Genomic DNA, 21312 nt, shown 5'->3' on the forward strand with positions numbered 1-21312 from the left:
CCGTCGGTGGGGCGCAATCATCCATTCATCTGGGTGGATTGGGCGCTGCTATACGGCATGGCGGGACCTTTGTCACCCGTCCGTCGTGTTTTTTGGCCCCTTTTTGGCCGGCGCTTCGTCGCTCCGCCGCGCCCACAGGTCGGGACGGCGGGATTTGGTTAAAGCTTCCGCCTCGCTGCGCCGCCAGGCCGCGATTTTGGCATGATCGCCGGACAAGAGTACCGCCGGGATCAGCCGGCCTTCGAACTCCTGGGGACGGGTATATTGCGGATATTCCAGCAGGCCGTCGGAAAAACTCTCGTCTTCTCCAGAGCTTAAGCGCCCCATGACGCCGGGCAGCAAGCGCACGCAGGCGTCCAGGACCGTCATGGCCGCGATTTCGCCGCCGGACAGCACATAATCGCCGATGGAGACCTCGCTGAGGTGCCTCGCCTCGATCACCCGCTGGTCGATGCCTTCGAAGCGGCCACAGACGATCAGCGGAGCGGGCCCCTGCGCCAGTTCCCGTACCAGGTTCTGTGTCAGGGGGGCGCCGCGCGGGCTCATCAGGAGGCGCGGCTGGCCGGGGGCGGCGACTGCATCGATCGCCCGCGCCAGCACATCGGCCCGCAGCACCATGCCCGGGCCGCCGCCGGCCGGGGTGTCGTCGACGCTGCGGTGGCGGTCGAGGGCATATTCGCGGATGTCGTGGGCATCGAGCGCCCAGATGCCGCTGGCGAGCGCCCGGCCGGCGAGGCTTAGGCCTAATGGTCCCGGAAACATCTCCGGGAACAGGGTCAGCACCGTGGCGCGCCAGGGTGCGGTGGTCGGTGAAGTCGTCGTCATGGCGCGGCAAACTGGCGCGTCAAAGGCGCGGCGTCAAACAGCGTGATCGTCAAGCCGCGCCCGGCTCATCGCCTTCGATCTCGCCGGGTGGCACCACGACGATACGGCCGCCGGCGATGTCCACGGTCGGTACCACCGCGTCCGTAAACGGCAGCAACAGGCTGGCGCCGCGGGGCGGGGCGATCTCGATGATGTCACCGGCACCGAAATTATGCATCGCGATGACGCGGCCGAGCGGCGCGCCGGCGTCGCTGACGGCTTCGAGGCCGATCAGGTCGGCATGGTAATACTCGCCCTCTTCCGGTGCCGGCAGCCTCTCGCGCGGCACGTAGAGCTCGAGGCCGTTGAGGCCCTCGGCATCGGTTCGGCTGGCGACGCCCTTGAGGGTTGCGACCAGGAAGCCCTTGCCTTCGCGGGCGCGTGTCACCTCGAATTGGCGGCTGCCGTCGCTGGTGGAGAGCGGGCCGTATTGGGTCACCGCGAAGGGGTCCTCGGTGAACGGCCACAGCTTGACCTCGCCGCGCACGCCATGCGCGGCGCCGATCCTGGCGACACAGATTTTGGTATCCTTCGCCATTGCTCGCGCGGTTTTGCTGATTGCCGATCTTAAGAGCCCGTCATGGCCGGGCTTGTCCCGGCCATCCACGTCGCTCCTTGCTGTCAATACTGCAAAGACGTGGATGCCCGCGACCGGTCTTCGCCTTCGGCTTCGACCCGGCACAATGGCTGGGCGCGCCGAAGCTTCTTAGCGAAGGCGGGCGAGCGCGGACATGACGAAGAAAAGTGGCGGACCGCGGTTACGCCGCGGCGGCCTTGCGCTCCTTGCGAGGCACGGCCTTTTCCGGGTTGTTGCGCGACGGGCGTTTGGCAATGCCGGCGGCGTCGAGGAAGCGCAGCACGCGATCGGACGGCTGGGCGCCCTTGGCGAGCCACGCCTTCACCTTCTCGACGTCGAGCTTGAGGCGCGCCTCGTTGTCCTTGGGCAGCAGCGGATTGAAATGGCCGAGGCGCTCGATGAAGCGGCCGTCACGGGGAAAGCGCGAGTCGGCGACGACGACGTGATAGACCGGACGCTTCTTGGTGCCGGCTCGGGCGAGGCGGATGACGACGGACATTCTTAAGTTCTCCTTGGAATGGCGATGATCGGTTGACGGGTGAAAATCAGTAAGCTCACTTCTTCTTGCCGAAGCCCGGAAAACCTCCGAGGCCCGGCAAAGTCGGTTTGCCGAGGCCCGGCAGGCCCGGCAGTCCGGACGGCGAGCCGCCCGGAAAATCCTTCGGCAGCGACGGCATGCCCTGAGGCAACCCGCCCGGCATCTTCTCGGCCATGGCCTTCATCTGTTCCGGCGACGGCATGCCGCCGCCGAAGCCCATGGCCTGGGCGAGACCGGCGAGCGGTCCGCGCTTGCCGCTGCTCATGGCCTTCATCATGTCGGCCATGGTGCGATGCATCTTCAGAAGCTTGTTGATCTCCTCGACCTTGACCCCGGCGCCGGCGGCGACGCGCTTCTTGCGGCTGGCCTTGAGGATATCGGGATTGCGGCGCTCGGCTCGCGTCATCGAGTCGATGATCGCGACCTGACGCTTGACCACCTTCTCGTCGAGATTGGCGGCGGCGATCTGGTTCTTCATCTTGGCGATGCCGGGCATCAGCCCCATCAGGCCGCTGAGCCCGCCCATGTTCTGCATCTGCAGCAGCTGGTCACGCAGGTCCGACAGGTCGAACTGGCCCTTGCGCATCTTCTCGGCGGCGCGGGCGGCCTTTTCGGCGTCGATATTGGCCGCGGCCTTCTCCACCAGCGAGACCACGTCGCCCATGCCGAGAATGCGGCCGGCGATGCGGTCGGGGTGGAAATCTTCCAGCGCGTCGGTCTTTTCGCCGGTGCCGATCAGCTTGATCGGCCGGCCGGTGACCGCGCGCATGGACAGCGCTGCGCCGCCGCGGCCGTCGCCGTCGACGCGGGTCAGCACGATGCCGGTGAGGCCGACGCGCTCGTTGAAGGCGCGCGCCACATTGACCGCGTCCTGGCCGGTGAGGGCGTCGGCGACCAGCAGCACTTCGTGCGGCTGGCCGGCGGTCTTCACCTGCGCCGCCTCCACCATCATCTCTTCATCGAGGGTGGTGCGGCCGGCGGTGTCGAGCAGCACGACGTCATAGCCGCCGAGCTTGGCCGCCTGCAGCGCGCGGCTGGCGATCTGGGTCGGCATCTGGCCGGCGACGATCGGCAACGTATCGACGCCGACGTCACGGCCGAGCACCGCCAGCTGTTCCATGGCGGCGGGACGGCGAACGTCGAGGGAGGCCATCAGCACCTTGCGCTTGTCGCGCGTGGTGAGACGGCGGGCGAGCTTGGCGGTGGTGGTGGTCTTGCCCGAGCCCTGCAGGCCGACCATCATGATGGCAACCGGCGCCGGGGCATTGAGATCGATGGTCTGGCTGTCGGCGCCGAGCGTGGCGACGAGCTGGTCGTGAACGATCTTCACCACCATCTGGCCGGGCGTCACCGACTTGACGACGGTGGCGCCGATCGCCTGCTCACGCACCTTGTCGGTGAATTCGCGCACCACATCGAGCGCGACATCGGCCTCGAGCAGTGCCCGACGGACTTCGCGCATCGCGGCATCGACATCGGCCTCGGTCAGCGCACCGCGCCGCGTCAGCCGGTCGAGTATGCCCCCGAGCCTTTCCGACAGGTTGTCGAACACGTCAGCCGATCCTCTCGCTCCGGTCACCGGAGCTGTGTGGAGACATCTTTTCCAACGCGCCAAAACAATGTGGCGCCCGAGGGCGCACAGCGCTGTCGGGCGTTGACCTCCGGTCTCTCGGACCGGGCGGCGGGTCGAAAAGAACGTCTTTCCGAGAAAGTTGGCGCTCTTAAAGCCGCTCGGGGCGGCAAAGTCAACTGGCGGAGCGAACCGAGGCGCTGCTGAGCCAGAAATAACCGTTTGTTTTTGCAAATAAAACTGCATTTGCCGGGGCGGGCTGGAAGCTCCTCGCCACTGCCCGCGGCGCGCCGCCGAAACCCGGTGCGCTTCGACGGCGAGACGGTCGTGGTCGCGCGGCCGGCGCGGCTCGGCGAGCATGGCCGCGAGGTGCTCGGCGAGGCTGGCCTGTCGGCGGAGGAGATCGAGGCGCTGGCGGCGGCGGTGCGGTGCGGGTGGCCTGAGGCGCTGCGGCCTCGCCCGGGCCGATCGGGCAACGCCGTATTCCAGGGCGTCGAGACGGCGCGGGGCGCTGCCCCACTCGCCACCACGGACAAATACGGGCGCTGATAGCTGACTGTCGCGGGCGGATGGGGCCGCGCTTAGGTTGTGGTTACAAGATCATTCACGAAAGTGAGTGTCAATTAGTTCAATAACTCCAGGTTGAAAGTGGTTGATATATATCAATGCAGCGCCGTCCGCCCGTAGATGTAATTTGTTATGAAGGTCAGCAGCGACTCTTCGATGGGAGGTTCCAATGCCTAATCTGGTGCAGAAGCCGCTCATGTACTTGGCCGCCAAGGTCGGAAGTTGTGCGACTTGCATGAGGCAATCTCTGGAAGCCGCGCTCGTCGCCTGGATTCTCTTCGCACTCACGGTCACTTACTATCCAGGCGCCACTCTTCTGGTCGCGATCGAGATGGCTGCGTCGGCCTTGAGTGTGCTTTGGCTTGTCCATGTGGCGACTTACGCCGCTCGAACGTTGAACAGATCGCGTGTGACGGATGAGCGGGCTGCCAGAAGGGTGGGGACGAATGTGCCGCCGAACGAGTTGGGGCGCCGAAGTGCAATTGGCGTCTTGCTGCGGGGCGCAGCGATCGGAGCGGTGTCCTCACTTCCCGTGGTCCTAAGGCCTAGCGCTGCGTTCGCATTCTGCGGCCAGTGTACCAACAACTCCGATTGCGGCGTCTCGCCATGTCGTTGCGTAAACACCGCGCCAGTCAACTCGGGTCAGGTCTGCAACGAGTGTAAGTGTTAAATCGCACGTACGGCGGATCGCAAACGGTCTTCAGCAGGAGCTGATACGGCTCTGGCCAGGACGCGTGCGTTTGAACGCCGCAAGCCGGACGCATCCGACTTGCGGGCGACAAGCCGGGCAATGACGCAGACTGGGCGGATAGCTCGTCAAGAGCCGGAGCGGCGGCGGTGATTGCTGCCGCCGCGTCCTTACAGCCAGGGGCGCTCGGCCTTCTCGCGGGTCTCGAAGCTCGCGATCGCCGCGCTCTTTTCCATGGTCAGGCCGATATCGTCGAGGCCGTTGATCAGGCAGTGCTTGCGGAACGGGTCGATGTCGAAATGAATCACGCCGCCATCGGGGCCGCGGATCTCCTGCTTGGCGAGGTCGATGCTCAGCGTCGCATTGGCGCCGCGCTCGGCGTCGTCGAACAGCTTGTCCAGTTCCTCCGGCGAGACGCGGATCGGCAAGAGGCCGTTCTTGAAGCAGTTATTGTAGAAGATGTCGCCGAACGAGGTCGAAATGATGCAGCGGATGCCGAAATCGGCCAGCGCCCAGGGGGCATGCTCACGGCTCGAGCCGCAGCCGAAATTGTCGCCGGCGACCAGGACCTTGGCGTTGCGGTAGGATGGCTTGTTGAGGACGAAATCCGGATTTTCGCTGCCATCGTCCTTGTAGCGCTGCTCCGAGAACAGGCCCTTGCCGAGGCCGGTGCGCTTGATGGTCTTGAGGTACTGCTTGGGGATGATCATGTCGGTGTCGACATTGATGATCTTCAGCGGCGCCGCGACGCCTTCCAGCACGGTGAACTTATCCATTGCCTGGTCCTCAGGTCCGAAAGCGGGCGCACCCGGCCGGGAGCGCGATGAGAGGCTTTAGCCCGATTGAGGCTGACCGCAAAGACCGAAATCGCATGGCTGGCCGCCCCATCAGGGGCTCTGGGTCTCGATCGCCGCCATGTCGTCGTCCGACAGGCCGAAATGATGGCCGATCTCGTGGACCAGCACGTGGCGGACGATCCCGCCCAGGGTCTCGTCGTGCTCGGCCCAGTAGTCGAGGATCGGTCGCCGGTAGAGCCAGATCATGTTGGGCATCGGCGCGATCTCCTCGACGCTGCGGAACGGCAGCCCGACCCCCTGGAACAGGCCGAGCAGGGCGAACTCGCTCTCGGCGTTGAGGGCGTCCAGCACCTCGTCGGTCGGGAAATCGTCGACCCGGATGATCAGCCCCTCGCACAGGGTGCGGAAACGCGCCGGCAGGCGGGCGAATTCCTCATGCGCCATGACTTCGAGTTCGGCGAGGCCGGGGGCTTTGGCAGTGGTCCACATCAGGACTGTTTTAGGCAAGGGATGCCGCCCCGCCAAGATGGCCGGGGAGGTTGACGGAACGGCGGCAATCGGGGACCGTGCCGCCGTTCACGTTCAGGGGTGAGTCAAAATGACGAGGGCGACGGTCTGGCTGACGCTGGCGGCGGCAGGGTTTGTGGGAGCGCTGATGCTGGCCAATGGTCCGGCTGCGGCCCAGAGCGCCCCAGGCGTCGCGGCCGCGGCGCGGATCGACGAAGTCTCGGCCCAGAGCCGGCGCCGGCCGCCGCGCGTGCGAATCTACCGTTCTTATCCAGGGCCTTATCCGGGCCCCAACTCCAAGCGCGAATGCGTCGCCCACTACGAGCAGGAGTTCCGGGTCAGCGGCACGGTCATCGTGCCGCGGATGAACTGCTGGTGGACGCCGGGCTGAGGCGGTTCACCGGCTTCACCCGAAAAGCTTTCGGCAGCCCTCGACGATCACCGCTTCCTCGTCGGTTTTGAGCACCAGCACGGTCACCGCGCTTGCCTCGGTGCTGATCCGGCGCCGCCCGGCGGCATTGGCCTGATCGTCGATCCTCACGCCGAGCCATCCCAGTTCCGCGACGATCCGCGCCCTGATCTCGGCGCTGTTCTCGCCGATGCCGGCGGTGAAGACCAGCACGTCGAGGCCGGCCATGGCGTGGGCCATGGCGGCGACGCCGGCGCCGGCCCGATACACGAACAGATCGATCGCCTCTTTGGCCCGCGGATCGTCGCTCGCCAGCAATGTGCGGACATCGGCGCTGATCTCCGAGACGCCGAGCAGGCCGGACTCATAATAGAGCAGGCGTTCGACCTCGTCGGGGCCGAACCGGTGAAGGCGCTGCAAGGTGAGCACCACGCCGGGATCGAGATTGCCGCAGCGCGTCCCCATCACCAGCCCGTCGAGCGCGGTCAATCCCATGGTGGTGTCGATGCTGCGGCCGTTCCGCATGGCGCAGAGGCTGGCACCATTACCGAGATGTGCCACTACGCTGCGCTTGCCGGTCAACGGCGGCGACTGGCGGGCAAGCTGGCCGGCGATGAATTGATAGGACAGGCCGTGGAAGCCATAGCGGCGCAGGCCCTCCGCTTCGAACCGCCGCGGAATGGCGAAGCGGCTGACCGGCGGCGCGAGATCGCTGTGGAACGCCGTGTCGAAGCAGGCGACCTGGGCAAGCTGCGGCCGCAACGCGCCGATGGCGCGGATCGGGGCGAGGCCGCGCGGCTGGTGCAGCGGCGCCAGAGGGGTCAGCGCATCGAGTGCCTGCAGCACATCGGCATCGATCCGCACCGGGCTGACGAAGCGGCGGCCGCCGTGAACGATGCGGTGGCCGGTGGCGATGAGACGGCCGCCTTGGAGGAATTCGTCGGTCCAGTCGAGCAGCGCAGCGATCAGTTCATGATGGCCGGCCTGATCGGGCCGGTGATCGAACAGCACCGCGCCAGAGGTGTCGTGAATGATCAGGTGCGGCGCCGCCGAATGGGCGTCGAGCAGGCCCTTGCACAGCAGCTTGGCATCGCCCTGCTGCGGCACGGCATAGAGAGCGAGCTTGATGGTGGAAGAACCGGCATTGAGAACCAGAATGGCGTCGCGCATCTCCTCAGTCGCCCGCATTCGCCGCCGTGCCATAGGGCCAGCCCCAGCCGCGGATCTCCGGCATGTCGTCGCCGTGGGCGCGGATATAATCATGATGCGCGCGCAGCCGGTCGCGCAGGTGGTCGAGGACGTCGCCGGCGCGGTCCTTCAGTCCGGGCACCCGCTCGATCGCCGCGATGGCGAGGTGGAAGCGGTCGAGCCCGTTGAGCACGACCATGTCGAAGGGTGTCGTTGTGGTGCCTTCCTCCATGAAGCCGCGGACATGGAAGCCGTCGTGGTTGGCGCGCGAATAAGTCAGGCGGTGAATGAGATAGGGATAGCCGTGATAGGCGAAGATCACCGGCGCGCTGCGGGTGAACAGCCGATCGAACGCGACGTCGCTGAGGCCATGGGGATGTTCGCGCGTCGGCTGCAGCGTCATCAGGTCGATGACATTGACGACCCGGATCGCGAGATCGGGCAGGTGCTGGCGCAGGAGGTCGACGGCGGCGAGGGTTTCGAGCGTCGGGACGTCGCCGGCGCAGGCCATCACCACGTCGGGTTCGCGGTGTTCGCGCTCGGTGCCGGCCCAGGGCCAGATCCCGGCGCCGGCCTCGCAATGGGCCGCGGCCGCGTCCGCATCGAGCCATTGCGGCGCCGGCTGCTTGCCGGCGACGATCACATTGACGCGGTCATAGGTGCGCAGGCAGTGATCGGTGATCCAGAGCAGGGTGTTGGCATCCGGCGGCAGATAGACGCGGACGATGTCCGCCTTCTTGTTGGTGACGAGATCGATGAAGCCCGGGTCCTGATGGCTGAAGCCATTGTGATCCTGGCGCCAGACATGGGAGGTCAGGAGATAGTTCAGCGAGGCGATCGGCGCCCGCCAGTCGAGGCCGCGCGACACCTTCAGCCATTTGGCGTGCTGGTTGAACATCGAATCGACGATGTGGACGAAGGCCTCGTAGCAGGAGAACAGGCGTGGCGACCGGTCAGCAGGTAGCCTTCGAGCCAGCCCTGGCAGAGATGCTCGCTCAGCACCTCCATCACCCGGCCGTCCCGTGACAGGTGGACATCGTAGGGCTCGATGGGCTCCATCCAGATGCGGTCGGTGGCCTCGAATACGGCATCGAGCCGGTTGGAGGCGGTCTCGTCGGGGCCCATCAGGCGGAAGTTGCGCGTCGCGGCGTTGAGCCGCATCACTTGCGCCAGATATTGTCCCATCACCCGGGTCGCTTCCGCCTCGCTCGTGCCGGGCTCCGTCACCGTCACGGCATGATCGCGCCAGTCCGGCAGCTTGAGGTCGCGGCGCAGCACGCCGCCGTTGGCATGGGGATTGGCGCCCATGCGCCGCGCGCCCTGCGGCGCCAGGGCCTGCAACCCGGGATCGAACCGGCCGGAGGAATCGAACAGCGCCTCCGGCTGATAACTGCGCATCCACTGATCGAGCAAAGCAAGATGCTCGGGATTTTGTCGGGGATCGACGATCGGTACCTGGTGGGCGCGCCAGAAGCCTTCGACCTTCTTGCCGTCGACCTCTTTCGGACCTGTCCAGCCTTTGGGGCTCCTGAGAATGATCATCGGCCAGCGCGGCGGCTCGACGCCGGCCCGGCCGTCGCGCGCCGCAGACTGGACCGCGCGGATCGCCTTCAGCGCCTGCTCCAGCGCCGCCGCCATGGCATGATGCATCGGCGCCGGGTCGTCGCCGGTGACGAAAATCGGTTCGTAGCCGAAGCCGGTGAAGAGCTGCCGTAATTCATCGTCGGGCAGTCGCCCCAGGATGGTGGGATTGGCGATCTTGTAGCCGTTGAGGTGCAGGATGGGCAGCACCGCGCCGTCGCGCGCCGGATTGATGAACTTGTTCGAATGCCAGGATGCGGCGAGCGGGCCGGTTTCCGCCTCGCCGTCGCCGACCACGCAGGCGACGATCAGGTCCGGATTGTCGAAGGCGGCGCCGAAGGCATGGACGAGGGCGTAGCCGAGTTCGCCGCCTTCGTGAATCGAGCCCGGCGTCTCCGGCGCGGCGTGGCTCGGGATGCCGCCGGGGAAGGAGAATTGCCGGAACAGTTTGCGCAGCCCTTCGGCGTCGCGGCCGATCCGCGGATAGATTTCGCTGTAGGTACCTTCAAGATAGGTGTTGGCGACCATCCCAGGGCCGCCATGACCGGGCCCGCAGATGTAGATCATGTCGAGATCGTGCCGGCGGATCAGGCGATTGAGGTGGACATAGATGAAGTTCAGGCCCGGCGTCGTGCCCCAGTGGCCGAGCAGGCGGGGCTTGATGTGCTCGGGCCGCAGCGGCTGGCGCAGCAGCGGATTGTCCAGGAGATAGATCTGGCCGACCGACAGATAATTGGCGGCGCGCCAGTAGCGGTCCATGCGCTCGAGTTCATCGGCCGTGGGCAACGCCGTCGACGGAGACATGTTGATGTCCACTTCAAATCTCCGTCGATGCGCGGGCGCCCTGCCTAGTGCGGTGGATCCGACGCCGCAACCGACTCACGAACTTCGGAAAGGGCGAGCTGCCGTAATGCGACACGTGGCATTGCGCTTGTCATTCCGCAACACGTGAGCCCAAGGCTGAAAGGGTGATCCTTTCTCCGCTGCCACTGTCCGGTTCCGACCGTCGACGGCTGATCAGATGTGTGAATACGATAGCCGCATGAGCGGTCGCTCTCGCCTCTACTCCGGCAGCGGAATGAATTCGTGCTCGCCGGGCACATGGGCGAAGCGGCCGGCCTTCCAGTCCGCCTTGGCATCTTCGATGCGCTCCTTGCGCGAGGAGACGAAATTCCACCAGATGTGGCGTGGGCCTTCCAGCGCGGTGCCGCCGAGAAACATCATTCGCGTCGGCTCGACCGCGCGCACGGTGATGCGATCGCCGGGACGGAAGACGAGCAGGCGCGGTCCCTCGAAGCGCTCGCCGGTGATCTCGACTGTGCCGTCAACGAGATAGATCGCCCGTTCCTCATGGTCGGGATCGAGCGGCGCGGTGTGGCCGGCGTCCAGAGTCACTTCCACATAGAACCAGGGCGACACCATGCCGACCGGCGAGGTCGCGCCGAAGGCGGAGCCGGCGATGACGCGGGCGCTGAACCCCGTATCCGTCACCACCGGCAGCCGCGTCGCATCGTAGTGCTGGAAGTCGGGGGCGATCTCCTCGCGGTCGGCGGGCAGCGCGATCCAGCTCTGCAGGCCAAGCATCTTCTGGCCCACGGCGCGCTGCACCTCCGGTGTGCGCTCGGAATGGGCAATGCCGCGGCCAGCCGTCATCAGGTTCATGGCGCCGGGCATGATCTCCTGGATATTGCCGTTGCTGTCACGGTGCATGATGTGACCGTCGAACAGATAGGTGACGGTGGCGAGGCCGATATGGGGATGCGGCCGCACATCCATGCCCTTGCCGGCGATGAACTGCATCGGACCGAAGTGATCGAAGAAGATGAAGGGGCCGACCATCTGGCGCCGGCCGTGGGGCAGCGCCCGGCGGACCGAGAAGCCGTCGCCGAGATCGCGCACCCGCGGCACCACCACGAGCTCCAGCGCATCGCAGGAGGTCGGATCGCCGAGCACCGGATCGGAGGAGGGAAGCCAACTCATGAATGCTCCGTCGAGTTGTCGCGCGCGCTGCTCGGTAACCAGCCTAAGCCGGCGGTCGCGTCGCCGCAAATCACGGAATCTTCGTCACGGATGAGGCCGGTTCCCGGCGGGAGCGGCCGGGAATGACGTGCAACGAGATCGGCAATGAAAATCAGGCCGCGGCGCGCGGACCGTTACGCCGCGCCAGCTCCTCCTGGGCACAGGCGACAGCGTCGGCGTTCATGTCGCTCTGCCGTGCCATCCATTGCAGGTAGTCGAGAGGCACGTCCGCCCATTTCGCCCCGCGGTGCTTGCCGAAGGTGACGGTCGGCAGCGCCTTCGGTCGCGCGGTCCAGTCGATCATCTGCTCCGGCGTGGCGCTCTTGAGCAGCTCGACGAGCAGATGCGCGGTCACCCAGGCGTCGGGACCGGCGCGGTGCGGCGGCATCGCCAGCTCGGCATCGAGGGTGAGCCCGCGCCAGTAGCGCAGCACCTGGTTGGTGTGCTGGGGCGCCTCCGGCCATACCCGCAGCGCCGTCTTCAAGGTGCAGATCCAGGGCAGGTCGTCGGTGATCTCGGCCGGAATGAACGACCGCTCGAACTCGCAGTTGTGCGCCACCAGGGCGTCCGGTTTTCCACCGCTCCAGATCGCCGAGCGCAGCAACTCCTCGGTGCAGGTCGGGGTGTCCGGCTTGAAATCCGCCTCGGTGATGTGATGCACCGCCATGGTCTCGGGCGGAATGCCATGCAGCGGCCGATACAGCCGCGATTTCGGCTTGTCGATCCGCACGCCGCTGTCGTCGACGGTGACATCGACGCGGCCGATCTCGATGATCTCGGCCGGCAGCGCGAGGCCAGTGGTTTCGATATCGATGACCCGGAACAGCACGCGCGTGATCTCGCCTCGTTCGGGCGATGCGCCGCAGGCTGCGGTGATTCGCCTGAAGGGCGACGCTAACTGATTTGGTCAAGCTGCATCAATTCGCCCGCGTGATATCCACCATCGTGGCGGTGGAGAAGCTCAGGCGGGCACGATCACCTTGCCGATCGGCCACAGCGCCAGCCCGGCAAGCTTGAGATGGGCCCATGCGAAGGGGATGCCGATGATGGTGATGGCGAGCAGCAGGGCGGTGACGAGATGGCCGATGGCGAGCCACCAGCCGGCCAGCACGAACCAGATGATATTGCCGATGACGCCGAGCGGTCCGGTGCCGACATCCGACCGCCCATAATACTCCTCGCGCGATACCGCTCTCTGGCCGAACGGCAGCAGCGTGTAGACGGCGATATTGAAGGCGGCGCGCGCCCAGGGCAGGCCAATGATGGTGATCGCCATGATGACGCCGGCAATCGCCCAGCCCACCGCCATGTAGAAGCCGCCAATCACGATCCAGAGAATGTTGAGAAGAAGCGAGACGGGTGACATGGCTCTGAAGTCCTTGATGACGCGAAAGTGGTAATGTTCGAATCATCGTAACACACAGTTCCATCATCTGCCGTTGTGGCCATCCGGTGATGGACATTTCGGGAAGATTGCGCAGCCTCGGGTCGCGCTCGCGACGTCGCAGCCTCGGGCGCGCCGTCACGGAAATGTCACCACCCCGGTGAGATGGCGGCGATATCGGCGAGCGGCGCCTGATTTATTCACCGGTTGCCTCGAATCGATGCGCTGGCGAGGCAGTTTGATGCGGATCATGGCGGGATCACCCTCGCCGAGTCATGAAAGGCTGATATGCGTCAGGCGCGTGCGAAACGCTCGACGTCCGCCTCCGGATATGCGATATCTATTGCACTGCAACATAGAGTCGATCCATGAGCGAAGACTGGCAAACCAAGTACGGCCGGCGGCGCGTCCGCAAGGACCCGCCCACCCTCGAGGAAGCGGTATTCGCCGCCCAGGGCATCACCGATGATGTCCAGGGCCAGATCGAGATCGCGTCCGCGCTGATCGGTTTGCCGCCGGAAAAGGTCCGCGAGCAGGTGCTGAAGTCGAAGCCGACGGCGCCCCAGGTCACCCGTATGATCGCCAACGAGCGCGGCGTCGCCCGCGCCGTGGTGGTCGAGCGCCGTGTCACCCGTCGCCCGGTGGTGGTCGAACGTCGCCCCGCGCGTGGCACCATCGTCAAGGTGTGAGCACTCGGGCGTGACAGCCGGGTTTGGCTGCGTCCCCATGAGTGCGCGTCTCCAATCTGCGGCCGGCAGCGTAGTCTCGGCTCTCGAGTCTCTCAGTTCGTAAAGTCTCAGCTCTCACTCAGCAGCCACTTTCGCCGGGCTGAAGATCGCCATCGGCGCGGCGACGCCGCGCAGGGCATGAGCGCCGAGAAAGTCGAGTGGCGTGTCGAGGTGGCGCGCCACTGCGTCGGTCACCAGAATCGGCCGCTTCAGGGTCTTGTGCAGCGCCTCGACCCGGCTCGCCTCGTTGACCGCCGAACCGATCACCGTGAAATCGAGCCGCTGTGGTGCACCGATATTGCCGAAGAACACCTCGCCCTCGTGCAGGGCGATGCCGGCGCGCAGCGGCCGCCAGCCGCCGACCCGCGCGAGTGGCTCCGGCGGCTCGTCATTGATCGCCGCGAGCCCCGCGATCGCCATGTGCGCCGCTTCCAGCGCGGCGCGCGCGGCAGTTGCGAGTCCGTCGGCCTGTTGCGGCGAAAACACCGCGAGCAGGCCGTCGCCGATGAATTTCAGCACTTCGCCGCCCTGCGCCAGCACGGCGCCTGCCATGACCTCGAAATAGGCGTTGAGCAGGCTGAGCAGATCGGTGGGATCGAGCCGGTCGGAGAGATCGGTGAAGCCGCGCAGGTCGGAGACCCAGATCACCGCGCGGATGGATTCGCCGGCGCCACGCCGGATGGTGCCGGCGAGCACCTTGGCCGCAGCACCGCTGCCGAGATAGGCGCCGAGCGCATTATCGGAAATGCGCAGCGCCGTATGCCGCTCGACATGAAGGGCGAACAGCCGCAGCAGCGGCCGCATCCGGGCCAGCTGATCGTCGGTGAAGCCGCCGGCCTGGCGTGTGGCGATGGTCAGGGCGTTGCGTTCGCCGCCGCCGCTCAGCGGCAGGGCGATGTAGTCCGTCATGCCGGCGGGCGCGAGGTCGTTCATCAGCGGGAAACGCGCCTGGGCCTCGGCGCTCTGCGGATTGCAACGCACCGTCTCGCCGAGTTCGAAGATCAGCCGTAACGGGTTGCGGCGATAGCTGTCGCTGTCGTTGGCGGCATTGGCCACCTGCACCTCGTCGCAAATGCCGTCAGCGTGCGCCCAGTTCCAGGAAAAGCCGATCAGCTGCGGATGCAGCGTGCCGATGTGCAGGCTGAACCGGTCGAGGGGCATGCCGGCGGCGACGAGACGCCAGATGAAGCTCTCGACGAAGGCGAGCAGGTCGCGGTCGCGTCCAGCCTCGTGCAGCAGCCAGTGCTCGATGGCGGCAAGATCGGTCTGGGCCGGTGCGGCCGCCGTGCCGCGGGTCGCGCGGCGCACCAGCGTCACCGCGGCGGGATATTGCCGCGGCAGCGAGCTGGGAAAGGGAATGTCGGGCATGATCGACCGAACGATGTGGAACCGCGTGTTGCCGGCGCGATCATAGCCGCGCTGGAGCCAGCCGTCAGGAGCGCTCGCATGACCTCCGAGGTAGTCGACCGGCGGCAGCCGGTCTGCACTTCCCTAAAGGCACCGAAGCTTGTCGAACGAGGTGCCCCCTGAACAGGATGGCCTCCCCGCCTGCGCTTGAACCGGCTGCCGTCGTCACCTGGCCCGTAGACCCCCGCCGCCGCTGGTTTGTGCTCGCCACCGTGGTGGCGGCGCAGGTGCTGCTCGATGCCGCTCCGTTCAGCCGCGGCCTCATCGTTTTATCTCGTGATGACGCGCTCGGCTGTGTCGCCGTGGCGCTGTCGCCCAGCGCCGGCGGGCTCATCGCCATGCGGCGGGCGGCGGTCACGGTGTCGCCCTTCGTCAGCATCACGACGTGGCTTACGCCGCGCCGGCGAGGAAGGGATTGGTGCGGCGTTCGTCGCCGAAGGTCGAGCCCGGGCCGTGGCCGCAGATGAAGCCGACATCGTCGCCGAGCGGCAGCAGCTTCTCGGTGATCGACTGCAGCAGTGCCGCGTGGCTGCCGCCCGGCAGGTCGGTGCGGCCGACCGAGCCGTTGAACAGCACGTCGCCGACCACGGCGAAGCGCATCTGCGGATTGAAGAACACCACGCTGCCCGGCGAGTGGCCCGGGCAGTGCAGGATCTGGAAAGTCAGTTCGCCGAGGGTGAGGGTCTCGCCCTCGGTGAGCCAGCGGTCCGGCGTCACGTTGCGCATGCCCGAGAAGCCGAACGTGGCGGCGCTGTCGACCACATGATCGAGCAGGAACTTGTCGGCGATATGGGGGCCGACGATCGGCACGCCGAGCGCCTCGCGCAGTTCGTCGGCGCCGCCGACATGGTCGAAATGGCCGTGGGTAATCCAGATCTGCTCGACGGTGACACCGGCCTCATCGATTGCGGCGCGGATGTTGGGCACATCCCCGCCGGGGTCGAATACCACAGCGCGCCTGGTGGTTTCGCACCACAACAGCGTGCAGTTCTGCTGCAGCGCCGTGACCGGAATGATGGCCGCGCGGGCCCTGGCGGATGTCTCGCTCATGGCGCTCCCATGGCGTATTTTTGCGGCAGCGCCAAGGAGAAAGTGCTACACACCCGCCATGCCCTCCCAGTTCATGCCTGTTGCGCAGCCGTTGCCCGTCGACGGCCGCCAATCGGAAACCGCGCTGGCGGTCGCCCGGGGAACGGGTCGTCTATTGCGCAGCTTCGGCTTCTCCTGCGTCAGCGAACTGCCGCTGCCGTCCGGCCGGCGCGCCGATCTCACGGCGCTCAACGCGCGCGGCGATGTCTGGATCATCGAGATCAAGTCGTCCGAGGCGGATCTGCGGGCGGACCAGAAATGGGAAGAGTACCGGGCGCATTGCGACCGCTTGTTCTTCGCCTTCCCGCAGCATCTGCCCTGCGAGCTATTCCCGGCCGATGCCGGCCAGATCGTCGCCGATGCCTACGGCGCCCACCTGCATTGCGAGGCGCCGGAGCATCGTCTCACCGCAGCGACCCGCAAGATGATGCTGCTGCGCTTTGCTCTCGCCGCCGCCCAGCGCCTCAACCGTCTCGCCGACCCGCAGGGTCATCAGGGCGATCTTCTCGGCTGAATCGATTTCGCCTCGATCGTTCGTCAGGTTGGCGCCGAATGGACCAGGCGCAGACTGTCGCGGGCACGATCGAGCGCGCCGGCCATGGTGGGTGTCACCGCGCTGTCGAACATGCCGAAGGCGAGGCGGGCGCCGTCGACGACGCGCTCCGGATGGGCGAGCGCGGCCGGATGGTTTTCCAGCGTGATGAGGAGGGACGGCCAGAAGCGACGCCCGAAACCGTGGCGCAGATAGGCGGTGGCGCCGCGCACCTCGGCTTCGGGACGATCGGCGAGCCGTGCCAGAATGGCGCGGCATGCAAGCCGCATCGCTTCGAGGACATAGACAACGCCGAGCATCTCCGGCACGCAGTCGCCGGAGCCGAGCCCGGGGGCAGGGAGGGGTTCGCAGGCGATGTCCAGCGAGGCGAGATCGTGCTCCAGCGCCGGGGTGCGGACGCGCAGCGGCCAGTCCGGCAGCACCACGTCGATGCCATGCTGCTCCAGGGCCGCCTCCAACGGAAACAGCGCTTCGGCCTGGCCGCGCAAGAAGCCGGCATAGTAATCGGGACGGCCGAGATCGAGGCGCGCCATGGCGGTGTCGATGCGGTCGTGGGCGTGGCGGGTCGCCCTGCGGATCAGGTCCTCGATCGAACTGCTTGAATCGCGGGGACCTGTGCCTGCGCCTGTCATGGCCCGTCCTCGAAAGCTTGCCCGTCTATAGGAGCGTCAGATCCATCGCACGAGATCGGGCGCGAGCAGTGCGGAAGCATAGTTCTTCGTCACCTGGGCGGGCACTGTGGTTCGGCCTTTCACAGTGACGTGAGGCGGCTGAAAGGCGCCGGACCAGTCGATGCGGTAGTCGTCGACGCGGCCATGTCGCTTGGTGATTTCGAGTCGAGTGGAGATCTCGAGATGGCGCGCCTTGCCCATGGTGCACCGGCGCCGCGCGCCGCTCCCGTCAATTGCGTCAGGGAGAACACTCCGGCGAGCGGAAAGTTCCGCGGCGTGCGTTGGCTCAGCGCCGTCGGGCGCTGCGGTCAGACCAGTGTCCTGTCTCCGAATGACCGCTCCATTTGCCTCATGCTCGCACGGTCATTCGGAGACATAAGCCACACTAGGTGAATCGTCAGGAAAATCAGCGCGGCGCGCGCTTGGCGAGAATCCGCTGCAGGGTGCGACGGTGCATGTTGAGCCGCCGTGCGGTCTCCGAGACGTTGCGATTGCACATCTCGTAAATACGCTGGATATGCTCCCAGCGGACGCGATCGGCCGACATCGGGTTCTGCGGCGGCTCGACCTTTTCGCTGCCGCCGGCGAGCAGCGCCGCGACCACGTCGTCGGCGTCAGCAGGCTTCGACAGGTAGTCGACAGCGCCCATCTTCACGGCGGTCACCGCGGTGGCGATGTTGCCGTAGCCGGTCAGCACGATGGCGCGCGCATCGGGGCGCTGACGCTTGAGCGCCGACACCACGTCGAGACCATTGCCGTCGCCCAGTCGCAGGTCGACGACGGCGAAGGCTGGCGCGGCGCGGTCGATTTCGGCGAGACCATCGGCGACGGTGTCGCAGGAGGTGACGGCGAAGCCGCGGCTCTCCATCGCCCGCGCCAGCCGCTCGAGAAAGGCCTTGTCGTCTTCCACGATCAGCAGCGAACGGTCGGTCGGTTCCGCAGTGGCGGCCACGGCAATCATCTCAGGGTTCCTCATTGGCGCATTCGGCGCTGCGGGAAATATGGTCATGATCGGCCGGGATGCCAAGCGGGAAGGGGATGCGGCAAATTGCATCCGCCTCAAGCTGCTGGCGCGGCGGCGTTTTCCTGGTTCGAAGCAGTCTCGAAGCGCTCGCGCGGCCAGGTGATATGCACCACCGCGCCGTGGTCGGGGAAGGTCCGATTGGTGAAGGACAGCCGCGCTCCCGTGCGCTCCAGCAGCGTGCGGGCGATGAAGATGCCGAGCCCGAGCCCGCCGTGATTGCCGTCGGCCGGCCGCCGCGACAGATAGGGCTCGCCGATCCGCTTGAGCAGGTCCGGGGCGATGCCGGGGCCGTCGTCCGAGACGACGATTTCCACCGTTTCGGCATTCCACCAGGCATTCACCTCGACCTCGGTCCGGGCGAAATCGACGGCGTTCTCCAGGATATTGCCGAGCCCATAGATAATCGCGGGATTGCGCTTGCCGACCGGCTCCTGGCTACCAGCCACTGCGATCCGCACCTTGATGGTAATGCCAAAATCGCGATGGGGCGCCACCGTCTCCTCGATCAGGGTGGAGAGCGGCATGCGGTCAAAGGGCGCATCGCTGGCCGAGAGCTGGGTCAACTTGGCCAGAATGTCGCGGCAGCGCTTGGCCTGCTCACTCAGCGTTTTGAGCTCGCCGGCAATAGGGTTGTCCGGCTCGATGCTGCGTTCGAGTTCACGGGAAATCAGAAAAATGGTGGCGAGCGGGGTGCCGAGCTCGTGGGCGGCGGCGGCCGCGAGGCCATCGAGCTGGGTGAGATGCTGCTCGCGCGCCAGCACCAGTTCGGTGGCGGCGAGCGCGTCGGACAGCTTGTGGGCCTGCTCGGTGACCTGGAAAGTGTAGAGACTGGTGACGCCGATGGCGAGCAGGATCGAGAGCCAGACGCCGGTCATGTAGATCGGCGGCAGCGCCAGCGGTTCGTCGCTGTTCCAGGGGAGCGGCAGATGGACGAACCCGAGCGCCGTGGCGCAGGCGATCGCGAGCAGGCCGAGGCCGAGCGTCAGTCGCGTCGGCAGGGCCGTGGCGGAAATCAGCACCGGGGCGAGGAACAGGAAGGAGAAGGGGTTCTGCAGGCCGCCGGTGAAGAACAACAGCGCGGCGAGCTCAATGATGTTGAGGGCCAGGAGGCCGGCGGCATGGAGCGGCTCCAGCGGCCGGCGGGGGTTGAAGGCGATCTGCAGCGCGAGGTTGAGTAGGGCGGAAAACCCGATCACGGTCACGCAGGGAATGAGCGGAAGGTCGAATTCGAGACCCTGGACCACGATGAAGATGGCGGCGAGCTGGCCCAGCACCGCAAGCCAGCGCAGGCGCAGAATGGTGTCCAGCCGGACGAAACGGCGGCGGTAGCGGATGTCGGATTCGGCATTGTCGATCATGGTGGACAGTTTAATCGTTGCGCGCCGCCGCCACAAAGGGGGCACGCCGCCGCAATAATGCTGTCGGGATGCCGCCGCGATGAATGGCGCAGCAATGCATCTTGCGCTCGCGGCGGCATTGGACCAATGAACGATCATGCCTGTGCCCGTGCGCCCTCGCCAGCCTACTGGAATGCTGCCTGACCCGGCCATCGACGTTGACGGCCTGGTCAAGGTCTACAAGGCGACGCGCGCGGTGGATGGCATCTCATTTCGCATCGCGCGGGGCAGCGTCACCGGGCTGCTCGGTGGCAATGGTGCCGGCAAGACCACGACCATCGCCATGATCATGGGGCTTGTGCTGCCGACCTCGGGCCGCATCCGGGTGCTCGGCTGCGCCATGCCGGCGGAAAGCGAGCAGGTGCTTGGCCGGATGAATTTCGAGAGTCCCTATGTGGACATGCCGATGCGGCTCACCGTGCGGCAGAATCTGACGGTGTTCGGCCGGCTCTATGCTGTCCCCGATCTCCAGGCACGGCTCGCCGAGATCGCGGCCGAGTTCGACCTCGGCGAATTTCTCGACCGCCCGAGCGGGAAATTGTCCTCGGGTCAGAAGACCCGCGTGGCCTTGGCCAAGGCCCTGATCAATCGCCCGGAACTGCTTCTGCTCGACGAGCCGACCGCCTCGCTCGATCCGGACACGGCAGACTGGATCCGTGGCCGGCTCGAAACCTATCGCCGCGAAACCGGGGCGACCATCCTGCTGGCGTCGCACAACATGCTGGAGGTCGAGCGACTGTGCGATCGCGTCATCATCATGAAGCGCGGTCGAATCGAGGACGATGGCAGCCCGGCCGCCATGATGCAGCGCTACAACCGCGACACGCTGGAGGACGTTTTCCTCGATGTCGCGCGCGGGCGAGGGGTTGCAGCATCATGAAGCAGGTGCCCCCGTACACCGGCATCGCCCTGCACCGGATCGGTGCCATGATGTTGCGCCACTGGTATCTTTTGACTTCGTCGTGGCCGCGGCTCCTGGAACTGATCTACTGGCCGGCACTGCAGCTCATCACCTGGGGCTTCTCTCAGGCCTACATCTCGCAGAATGCCGGATTCTTCGCCCGCGCCGGCGGCACCTTCATCGGCGCGGTGATCCTGTGGGACATCCTGTTTCGGGGGCAGCTTGGCTTCTCCATGTCCTTCCTCGAAGAAATGTGGTCGCGGAACCTCGGCAATCTGATGATGAGCCCGCTCAAGGTCAGCGAGCTGGTGCTGTCGCTGATGATCATGAGCGTCGTTCGCCTCGCCATCGGCGTTATTCCGATGACACTGCTGGCGCTCGCCTTCTTCGGCTTCAACCTCTACGGGCTCGGCTTCGCGCTGGTGGCCTTCTTCTGCAACCTGATCTTCACGAGCTGGGCTTTCGGCCTGATCGCTTCCGGCCTTGTGCTGCGCAACGGATTAGGGGCTGAAGGCCTTGCCTGGACGCTGATGTTCGTGCTGTTGCCGATCACCTGTGTCTATTACCCGGTTGCAATCCTGCCGGTCTGGCTGCAGTGGCTCGCCTGGAGTCTGCCGCCCACCTACGTGTTCGAAGGCATGCGAGCCATCCTGTCCGACCATGTCTTCCGTGCGGACCTGATGGTCGAGGCGCTGGCCATCAACGTCGCATTTCTGGCGATTGCGACGGTGGTTTTCCTTGTTCTGTTGCGCAGCGCCCGGATCAACGGTGCCCTGGTGCAGACCGGTGAGTGAACTCTTCGTCTAAGCCCCTGTGGCCGCTGTGATTCCATCATTATATCGGTGATATCCGC

22 protein-coding genes and 1 pseudogene are annotated in these 21312 nt (G+C 66.1%); 6 read left to right on the forward strand and 17 right to left on the reverse strand.

Translation table 11 applies throughout. From position 1 onward, the window contains the following. Positions 1–72: 72 nt before the first annotated feature. The 4 genes from trmD to ffh form a co-directional block, all read right to left on the reverse strand. Positions 73–825, reverse strand: coding sequence for a tRNA (guanosine(37)-N1)-methyltransferase TrmD (trmD, locus tag DB459_RS09875; protein ID WP_253712674.1), 753 nt, complete (start codon positions 823–825; stop codon positions 73–75). Between the two features lie 49 nt (positions 826–874). Continuing rightward, positions 875–1402 carry a ribosome maturation factor RimM gene (rimM, locus tag DB459_RS09880; protein ID WP_253712675.1) on the reverse strand — a complete coding sequence of 176 codons (528 nt, stop codon included), beginning with the start codon at positions 1400–1402 and terminating at the stop codon, positions 875–877. A gap of 220 nt (positions 1403–1622) precedes the next feature. Then, positions 1623–1940 carry a 30S ribosomal protein S16 gene (rpsP, locus tag DB459_RS09885; RefSeq protein ID WP_253712676.1) on the reverse strand — a complete coding sequence of 106 codons (318 nt, stop codon included), beginning with the start codon at positions 1938–1940 and terminating at the stop codon, positions 1623–1625. Between the two features lie 55 nt (positions 1941–1995). Beyond that, complete coding sequence (gene ffh / locus DB459_RS09890; RefSeq protein WP_253712677.1) at positions 1996–3531, reverse strand: signal recognition particle protein; 1536 nt, start codon at positions 3529–3531, stop codon at positions 1996–1998. Between the two features lie 321 nt (positions 3532–3852). Here ffh and DB459_RS09895 point away from each other — a divergent pair, with 321 nt between their 5' ends. Next, positions 3853–4098 (forward strand): hypothetical protein, encoded by a 246-nt coding sequence (locus tag DB459_RS09895; RefSeq protein WP_253712678.1) that lies wholly within the window; start codon positions 3853–3855, stop codon positions 4096–4098. An 876-nt stretch (positions 4099–4974) separates the two neighbouring features. On the opposite strand, the gene leuD is transcribed toward DB459_RS09895, so the two are convergent. Further along, positions 4975–5580 carry a 3-isopropylmalate dehydratase small subunit gene (leuD, locus tag DB459_RS09900; RefSeq protein WP_253712679.1) on the reverse strand — a complete coding sequence of 202 codons (606 nt, stop codon included), beginning with the start codon at positions 5578–5580 and terminating at the stop codon, positions 4975–4977. Between the two features lie 111 nt (positions 5581–5691). Beyond that, positions 5692–6090: a metallopeptidase family protein gene (locus DB459_RS09905; protein ID WP_253712680.1), complete on the reverse strand. Its 399-nt coding sequence runs from the start codon at positions 6088–6090 to the stop codon at positions 5692–5694. Between the two features lie 109 nt (positions 6091–6199). Between DB459_RS09905 and DB459_RS09910 the strand changes: the two genes are divergently transcribed. After that, positions 6200–6499, forward strand: coding sequence for a hypothetical protein (locus tag DB459_RS09910; RefSeq protein ID WP_253712681.1), 300 nt, complete (start codon positions 6200–6202; stop codon positions 6497–6499). A 15-nt stretch (positions 6500–6514) separates the two neighbouring features. On the opposite strand, the gene DB459_RS09915 is transcribed toward DB459_RS09910, so the two are convergent. The 5 genes and pseudogenes from DB459_RS09915 to DB459_RS09935 form a co-directional block, all read right to left on the reverse strand. Next, entirely contained in the window at positions 6515–7687 is a 1173-nt protein-coding gene (locus tag DB459_RS09915; RefSeq protein WP_253712682.1) for an acetate/propionate family kinase, read from the reverse strand. A 4-nt stretch (positions 7688–7691) separates the two neighbouring features. Then, positions 7692–10090: pseudogene (locus tag DB459_RS09920) on the reverse strand (phosphoketolase). A 258-nt stretch (positions 10091–10348) separates the two neighbouring features. Next, positions 10349–11266 (reverse strand): pirin family protein, encoded by a 918-nt coding sequence (locus DB459_RS09925; RefSeq protein ID WP_253712683.1) that lies wholly within the window; start codon positions 11264–11266, stop codon positions 10349–10351. 151 nt (positions 11267–11417) lie between these two features. Then, positions 11418–12134, reverse strand: a complete 717-nt coding sequence (locus DB459_RS09930) for an exonuclease domain-containing protein (RefSeq protein WP_253712684.1) — start codon at positions 12132–12134, stop codon at positions 11418–11420. Positions 12135–12266: 132 nt separating this feature from the next. After that, positions 12267–12671 carry a YccF domain-containing protein gene (locus DB459_RS09935; protein ID WP_253712685.1) on the reverse strand — a complete coding sequence of 135 codons (405 nt, stop codon included), beginning with the start codon at positions 12669–12671 and terminating at the stop codon, positions 12267–12269. 386 nt (positions 12672–13057) lie between these two features. Between DB459_RS09935 and DB459_RS09940 the strand changes: the two genes are divergently transcribed. Next, positions 13058–13378, forward strand: coding sequence for a hypothetical protein (locus DB459_RS09940; RefSeq protein WP_253712686.1), 321 nt, complete (start codon positions 13058–13060; stop codon positions 13376–13378). Positions 13379–13492: 114 nt separating this feature from the next. Here DB459_RS09940 and DB459_RS09945 read toward each other — a convergent pair whose 3' ends face one another. Then, complete coding sequence (locus DB459_RS09945; protein WP_253712687.1) at positions 13493–14785, reverse strand: adenylate/guanylate cyclase domain-containing protein; 1293 nt, start codon at positions 14783–14785, stop codon at positions 13493–13495. A 429-nt stretch (positions 14786–15214) separates the two neighbouring features. Then, positions 15215–15874, reverse strand: coding sequence for an MBL fold metallo-hydrolase (locus DB459_RS09950; protein WP_253712688.1), 660 nt, complete (start codon positions 15872–15874; stop codon positions 15215–15217). Positions 15875–15947: 73 nt separating this feature from the next. Here DB459_RS09950 and DB459_RS09955 point away from each other — a divergent pair, with 73 nt between their 5' ends. After that, positions 15948–16427: an MmcB family DNA repair protein gene (locus DB459_RS09955; RefSeq protein WP_253712689.1), complete on the forward strand. Its 480-nt coding sequence runs from the start codon at positions 15948–15950 to the stop codon at positions 16425–16427. A 23-nt stretch (positions 16428–16450) separates the two neighbouring features. On the opposite strand, the gene DB459_RS09960 is transcribed toward DB459_RS09955, so the two are convergent. The 4 genes from DB459_RS09960 to DB459_RS09975 all read right to left on the reverse strand — a co-directional run bounded on the left by DB459_RS09960 (position 16451) and on the right by DB459_RS09975 (position 19519). Further along, positions 16451–17098 carry a biliverdin-producing heme oxygenase gene (locus DB459_RS09960; RefSeq protein WP_253712690.1) on the reverse strand — a complete coding sequence of 216 codons (648 nt, stop codon included), beginning with the start codon at positions 17096–17098 and terminating at the stop codon, positions 16451–16453. Between the two features lie 36 nt (positions 17099–17134). Beyond that, on the reverse strand, positions 17135–17338 hold the full coding sequence (locus DB459_RS09965; protein WP_253712691.1) for a hypothetical protein: 204 nt from the start codon (positions 17336–17338) through the stop codon (positions 17135–17137). Positions 17339–17543: 205 nt separating this feature from the next. Then, positions 17544–18098, reverse strand: coding sequence for an ActR/PrrA/RegA family redox response regulator transcription factor (locus DB459_RS09970; RefSeq protein WP_253712692.1), 555 nt, complete (start codon positions 18096–18098; stop codon positions 17544–17546). A 98-nt stretch (positions 18099–18196) separates the two neighbouring features. Further along, the gene (locus tag DB459_RS09975) at positions 18197–19519 is read right to left on the reverse strand and encodes an ActS/PrrB/RegB family redox-sensitive histidine kinase (protein ID WP_253712693.1); all 1323 of its coding nucleotides are present in this window, start codon (positions 19517–19519) and stop codon (positions 18197–18199) included. A 172-nt stretch (positions 19520–19691) separates the two neighbouring features. Here DB459_RS09975 and DB459_RS09980 point away from each other — a divergent pair, with 172 nt between their 5' ends. Beyond that, positions 19692–20438, forward strand: a complete 747-nt coding sequence (locus DB459_RS09980) for an ABC transporter ATP-binding protein (RefSeq protein ID WP_253712694.1) — start codon at positions 19692–19694, stop codon at positions 20436–20438. Next, positions 20435–21253, forward strand: coding sequence for an ABC transporter permease (locus DB459_RS09985; protein WP_253712695.1), 819 nt, complete (start codon positions 20435–20437; stop codon positions 21251–21253). Before DB459_RS09980 ends, DB459_RS09985 begins: the two co-directional genes overlap by 4 nt. The last annotated feature ends 59 nt before the right edge of the window (positions 21254–21312 follow it).

The organism is Bradyrhizobium sp. WD16 (assembly GCF_024181725.1).
Classification (GTDB): domain Bacteria; phylum Pseudomonadota; class Alphaproteobacteria; order Rhizobiales; family Xanthobacteraceae; genus Bradyrhizobium_A.

Coding starts and splice junctions, on each gene's coding strand:
- trmD (WP_253712674.1), bottom strand. CDS start 825: ATGACGACGACTTCACCGACCACCGCACCCTGGCGCGCCACGGTGCTG.
- rimM (WP_253712675.1), bottom strand. CDS start 1,402: ATGGCGAAGGATACCAAAATCTGTGTCGCCAGGATCGGCGCCGCGCAT.
- rpsP (WP_253712676.1), bottom strand. CDS start 1,940: ATGTCCGTCGTCATCCGCCTCGCCCGAGCCGGCACCAAGAAGCGTCCG.
- leuD (WP_253712679.1), bottom strand. CDS start 5,580: ATGGATAAGTTCACCGTGCTGGAAGGCGTCGCGGCGCCGCTGAAGATC.
- DB459_RS09905 (WP_253712680.1), bottom strand. CDS start 6,090: ATGTGGACCACTGCCAAAGCCCCCGGCCTCGCCGAACTCGAAGTCATG.
- DB459_RS09910 (WP_253712681.1), top strand. CDS start 6,200: ATGACGAGGGCGACGGTCTGGCTGACGCTGGCGGCGGCAGGGTTTGTG.
- DB459_RS09915 (WP_253712682.1), bottom strand. CDS start 7,687: ATGCGCGACGCCATTCTGGTTCTCAATGCCGGTTCTTCCACCATCAAG.
- DB459_RS09925 (WP_253712683.1), bottom strand. CDS start 11,266: ATGAGTTGGCTTCCCTCCTCCGATCCGGTGCTCGGCGATCCGACCTCC.
- DB459_RS09935 (WP_253712685.1), bottom strand. CDS start 12,671: ATGTCACCCGTCTCGCTTCTTCTCAACATTCTCTGGATCGTGATTGGC.
- DB459_RS09940 (WP_253712686.1), top strand. CDS start 13,058: ATGAGCGAAGACTGGCAAACCAAGTACGGCCGGCGGCGCGTCCGCAAG.
- DB459_RS09945 (WP_253712687.1), bottom strand. CDS start 14,785: ATGCCCGACATTCCCTTTCCCAGCTCGCTGCCGCGGCAATATCCCGCC.
- DB459_RS09950 (WP_253712688.1), bottom strand. CDS start 15,874: ATGAGCGAGACATCCGCCAGGGCCCGCGCGGCCATCATTCCGGTCACG.
- DB459_RS09955 (WP_253712689.1), top strand. CDS start 15,948: ATGCCTGTTGCGCAGCCGTTGCCCGTCGACGGCCGCCAATCGGAAACC.
- DB459_RS09960 (WP_253712690.1), bottom strand. CDS start 17,098: ATGACAGGCGCAGGCACAGGTCCCCGCGATTCAAGCAGTTCGATCGAG.
- DB459_RS09965 (WP_253712691.1), bottom strand. CDS start 17,338: ATGGGCAAGGCGCGCCATCTCGAGATCTCCACTCGACTCGAAATCACC.
- DB459_RS09970 (WP_253712692.1), bottom strand. CDS start 18,098: ATGATTGCCGTGGCCGCCACTGCGGAACCGACCGACCGTTCGCTGCTG.
- DB459_RS09975 (WP_253712693.1), bottom strand. CDS start 19,519: ATGATCGACAATGCCGAATCCGACATCCGCTACCGCCGCCGTTTCGTC.
- DB459_RS09980 (WP_253712694.1), top strand. CDS start 19,692: ATGCTGCCTGACCCGGCCATCGACGTTGACGGCCTGGTCAAGGTCTAC.
- DB459_RS09985 (WP_253712695.1), top strand. CDS start 20,435: ATGAAGCAGGTGCCCCCGTACACCGGCATCGCCCTGCACCGGATCGGT.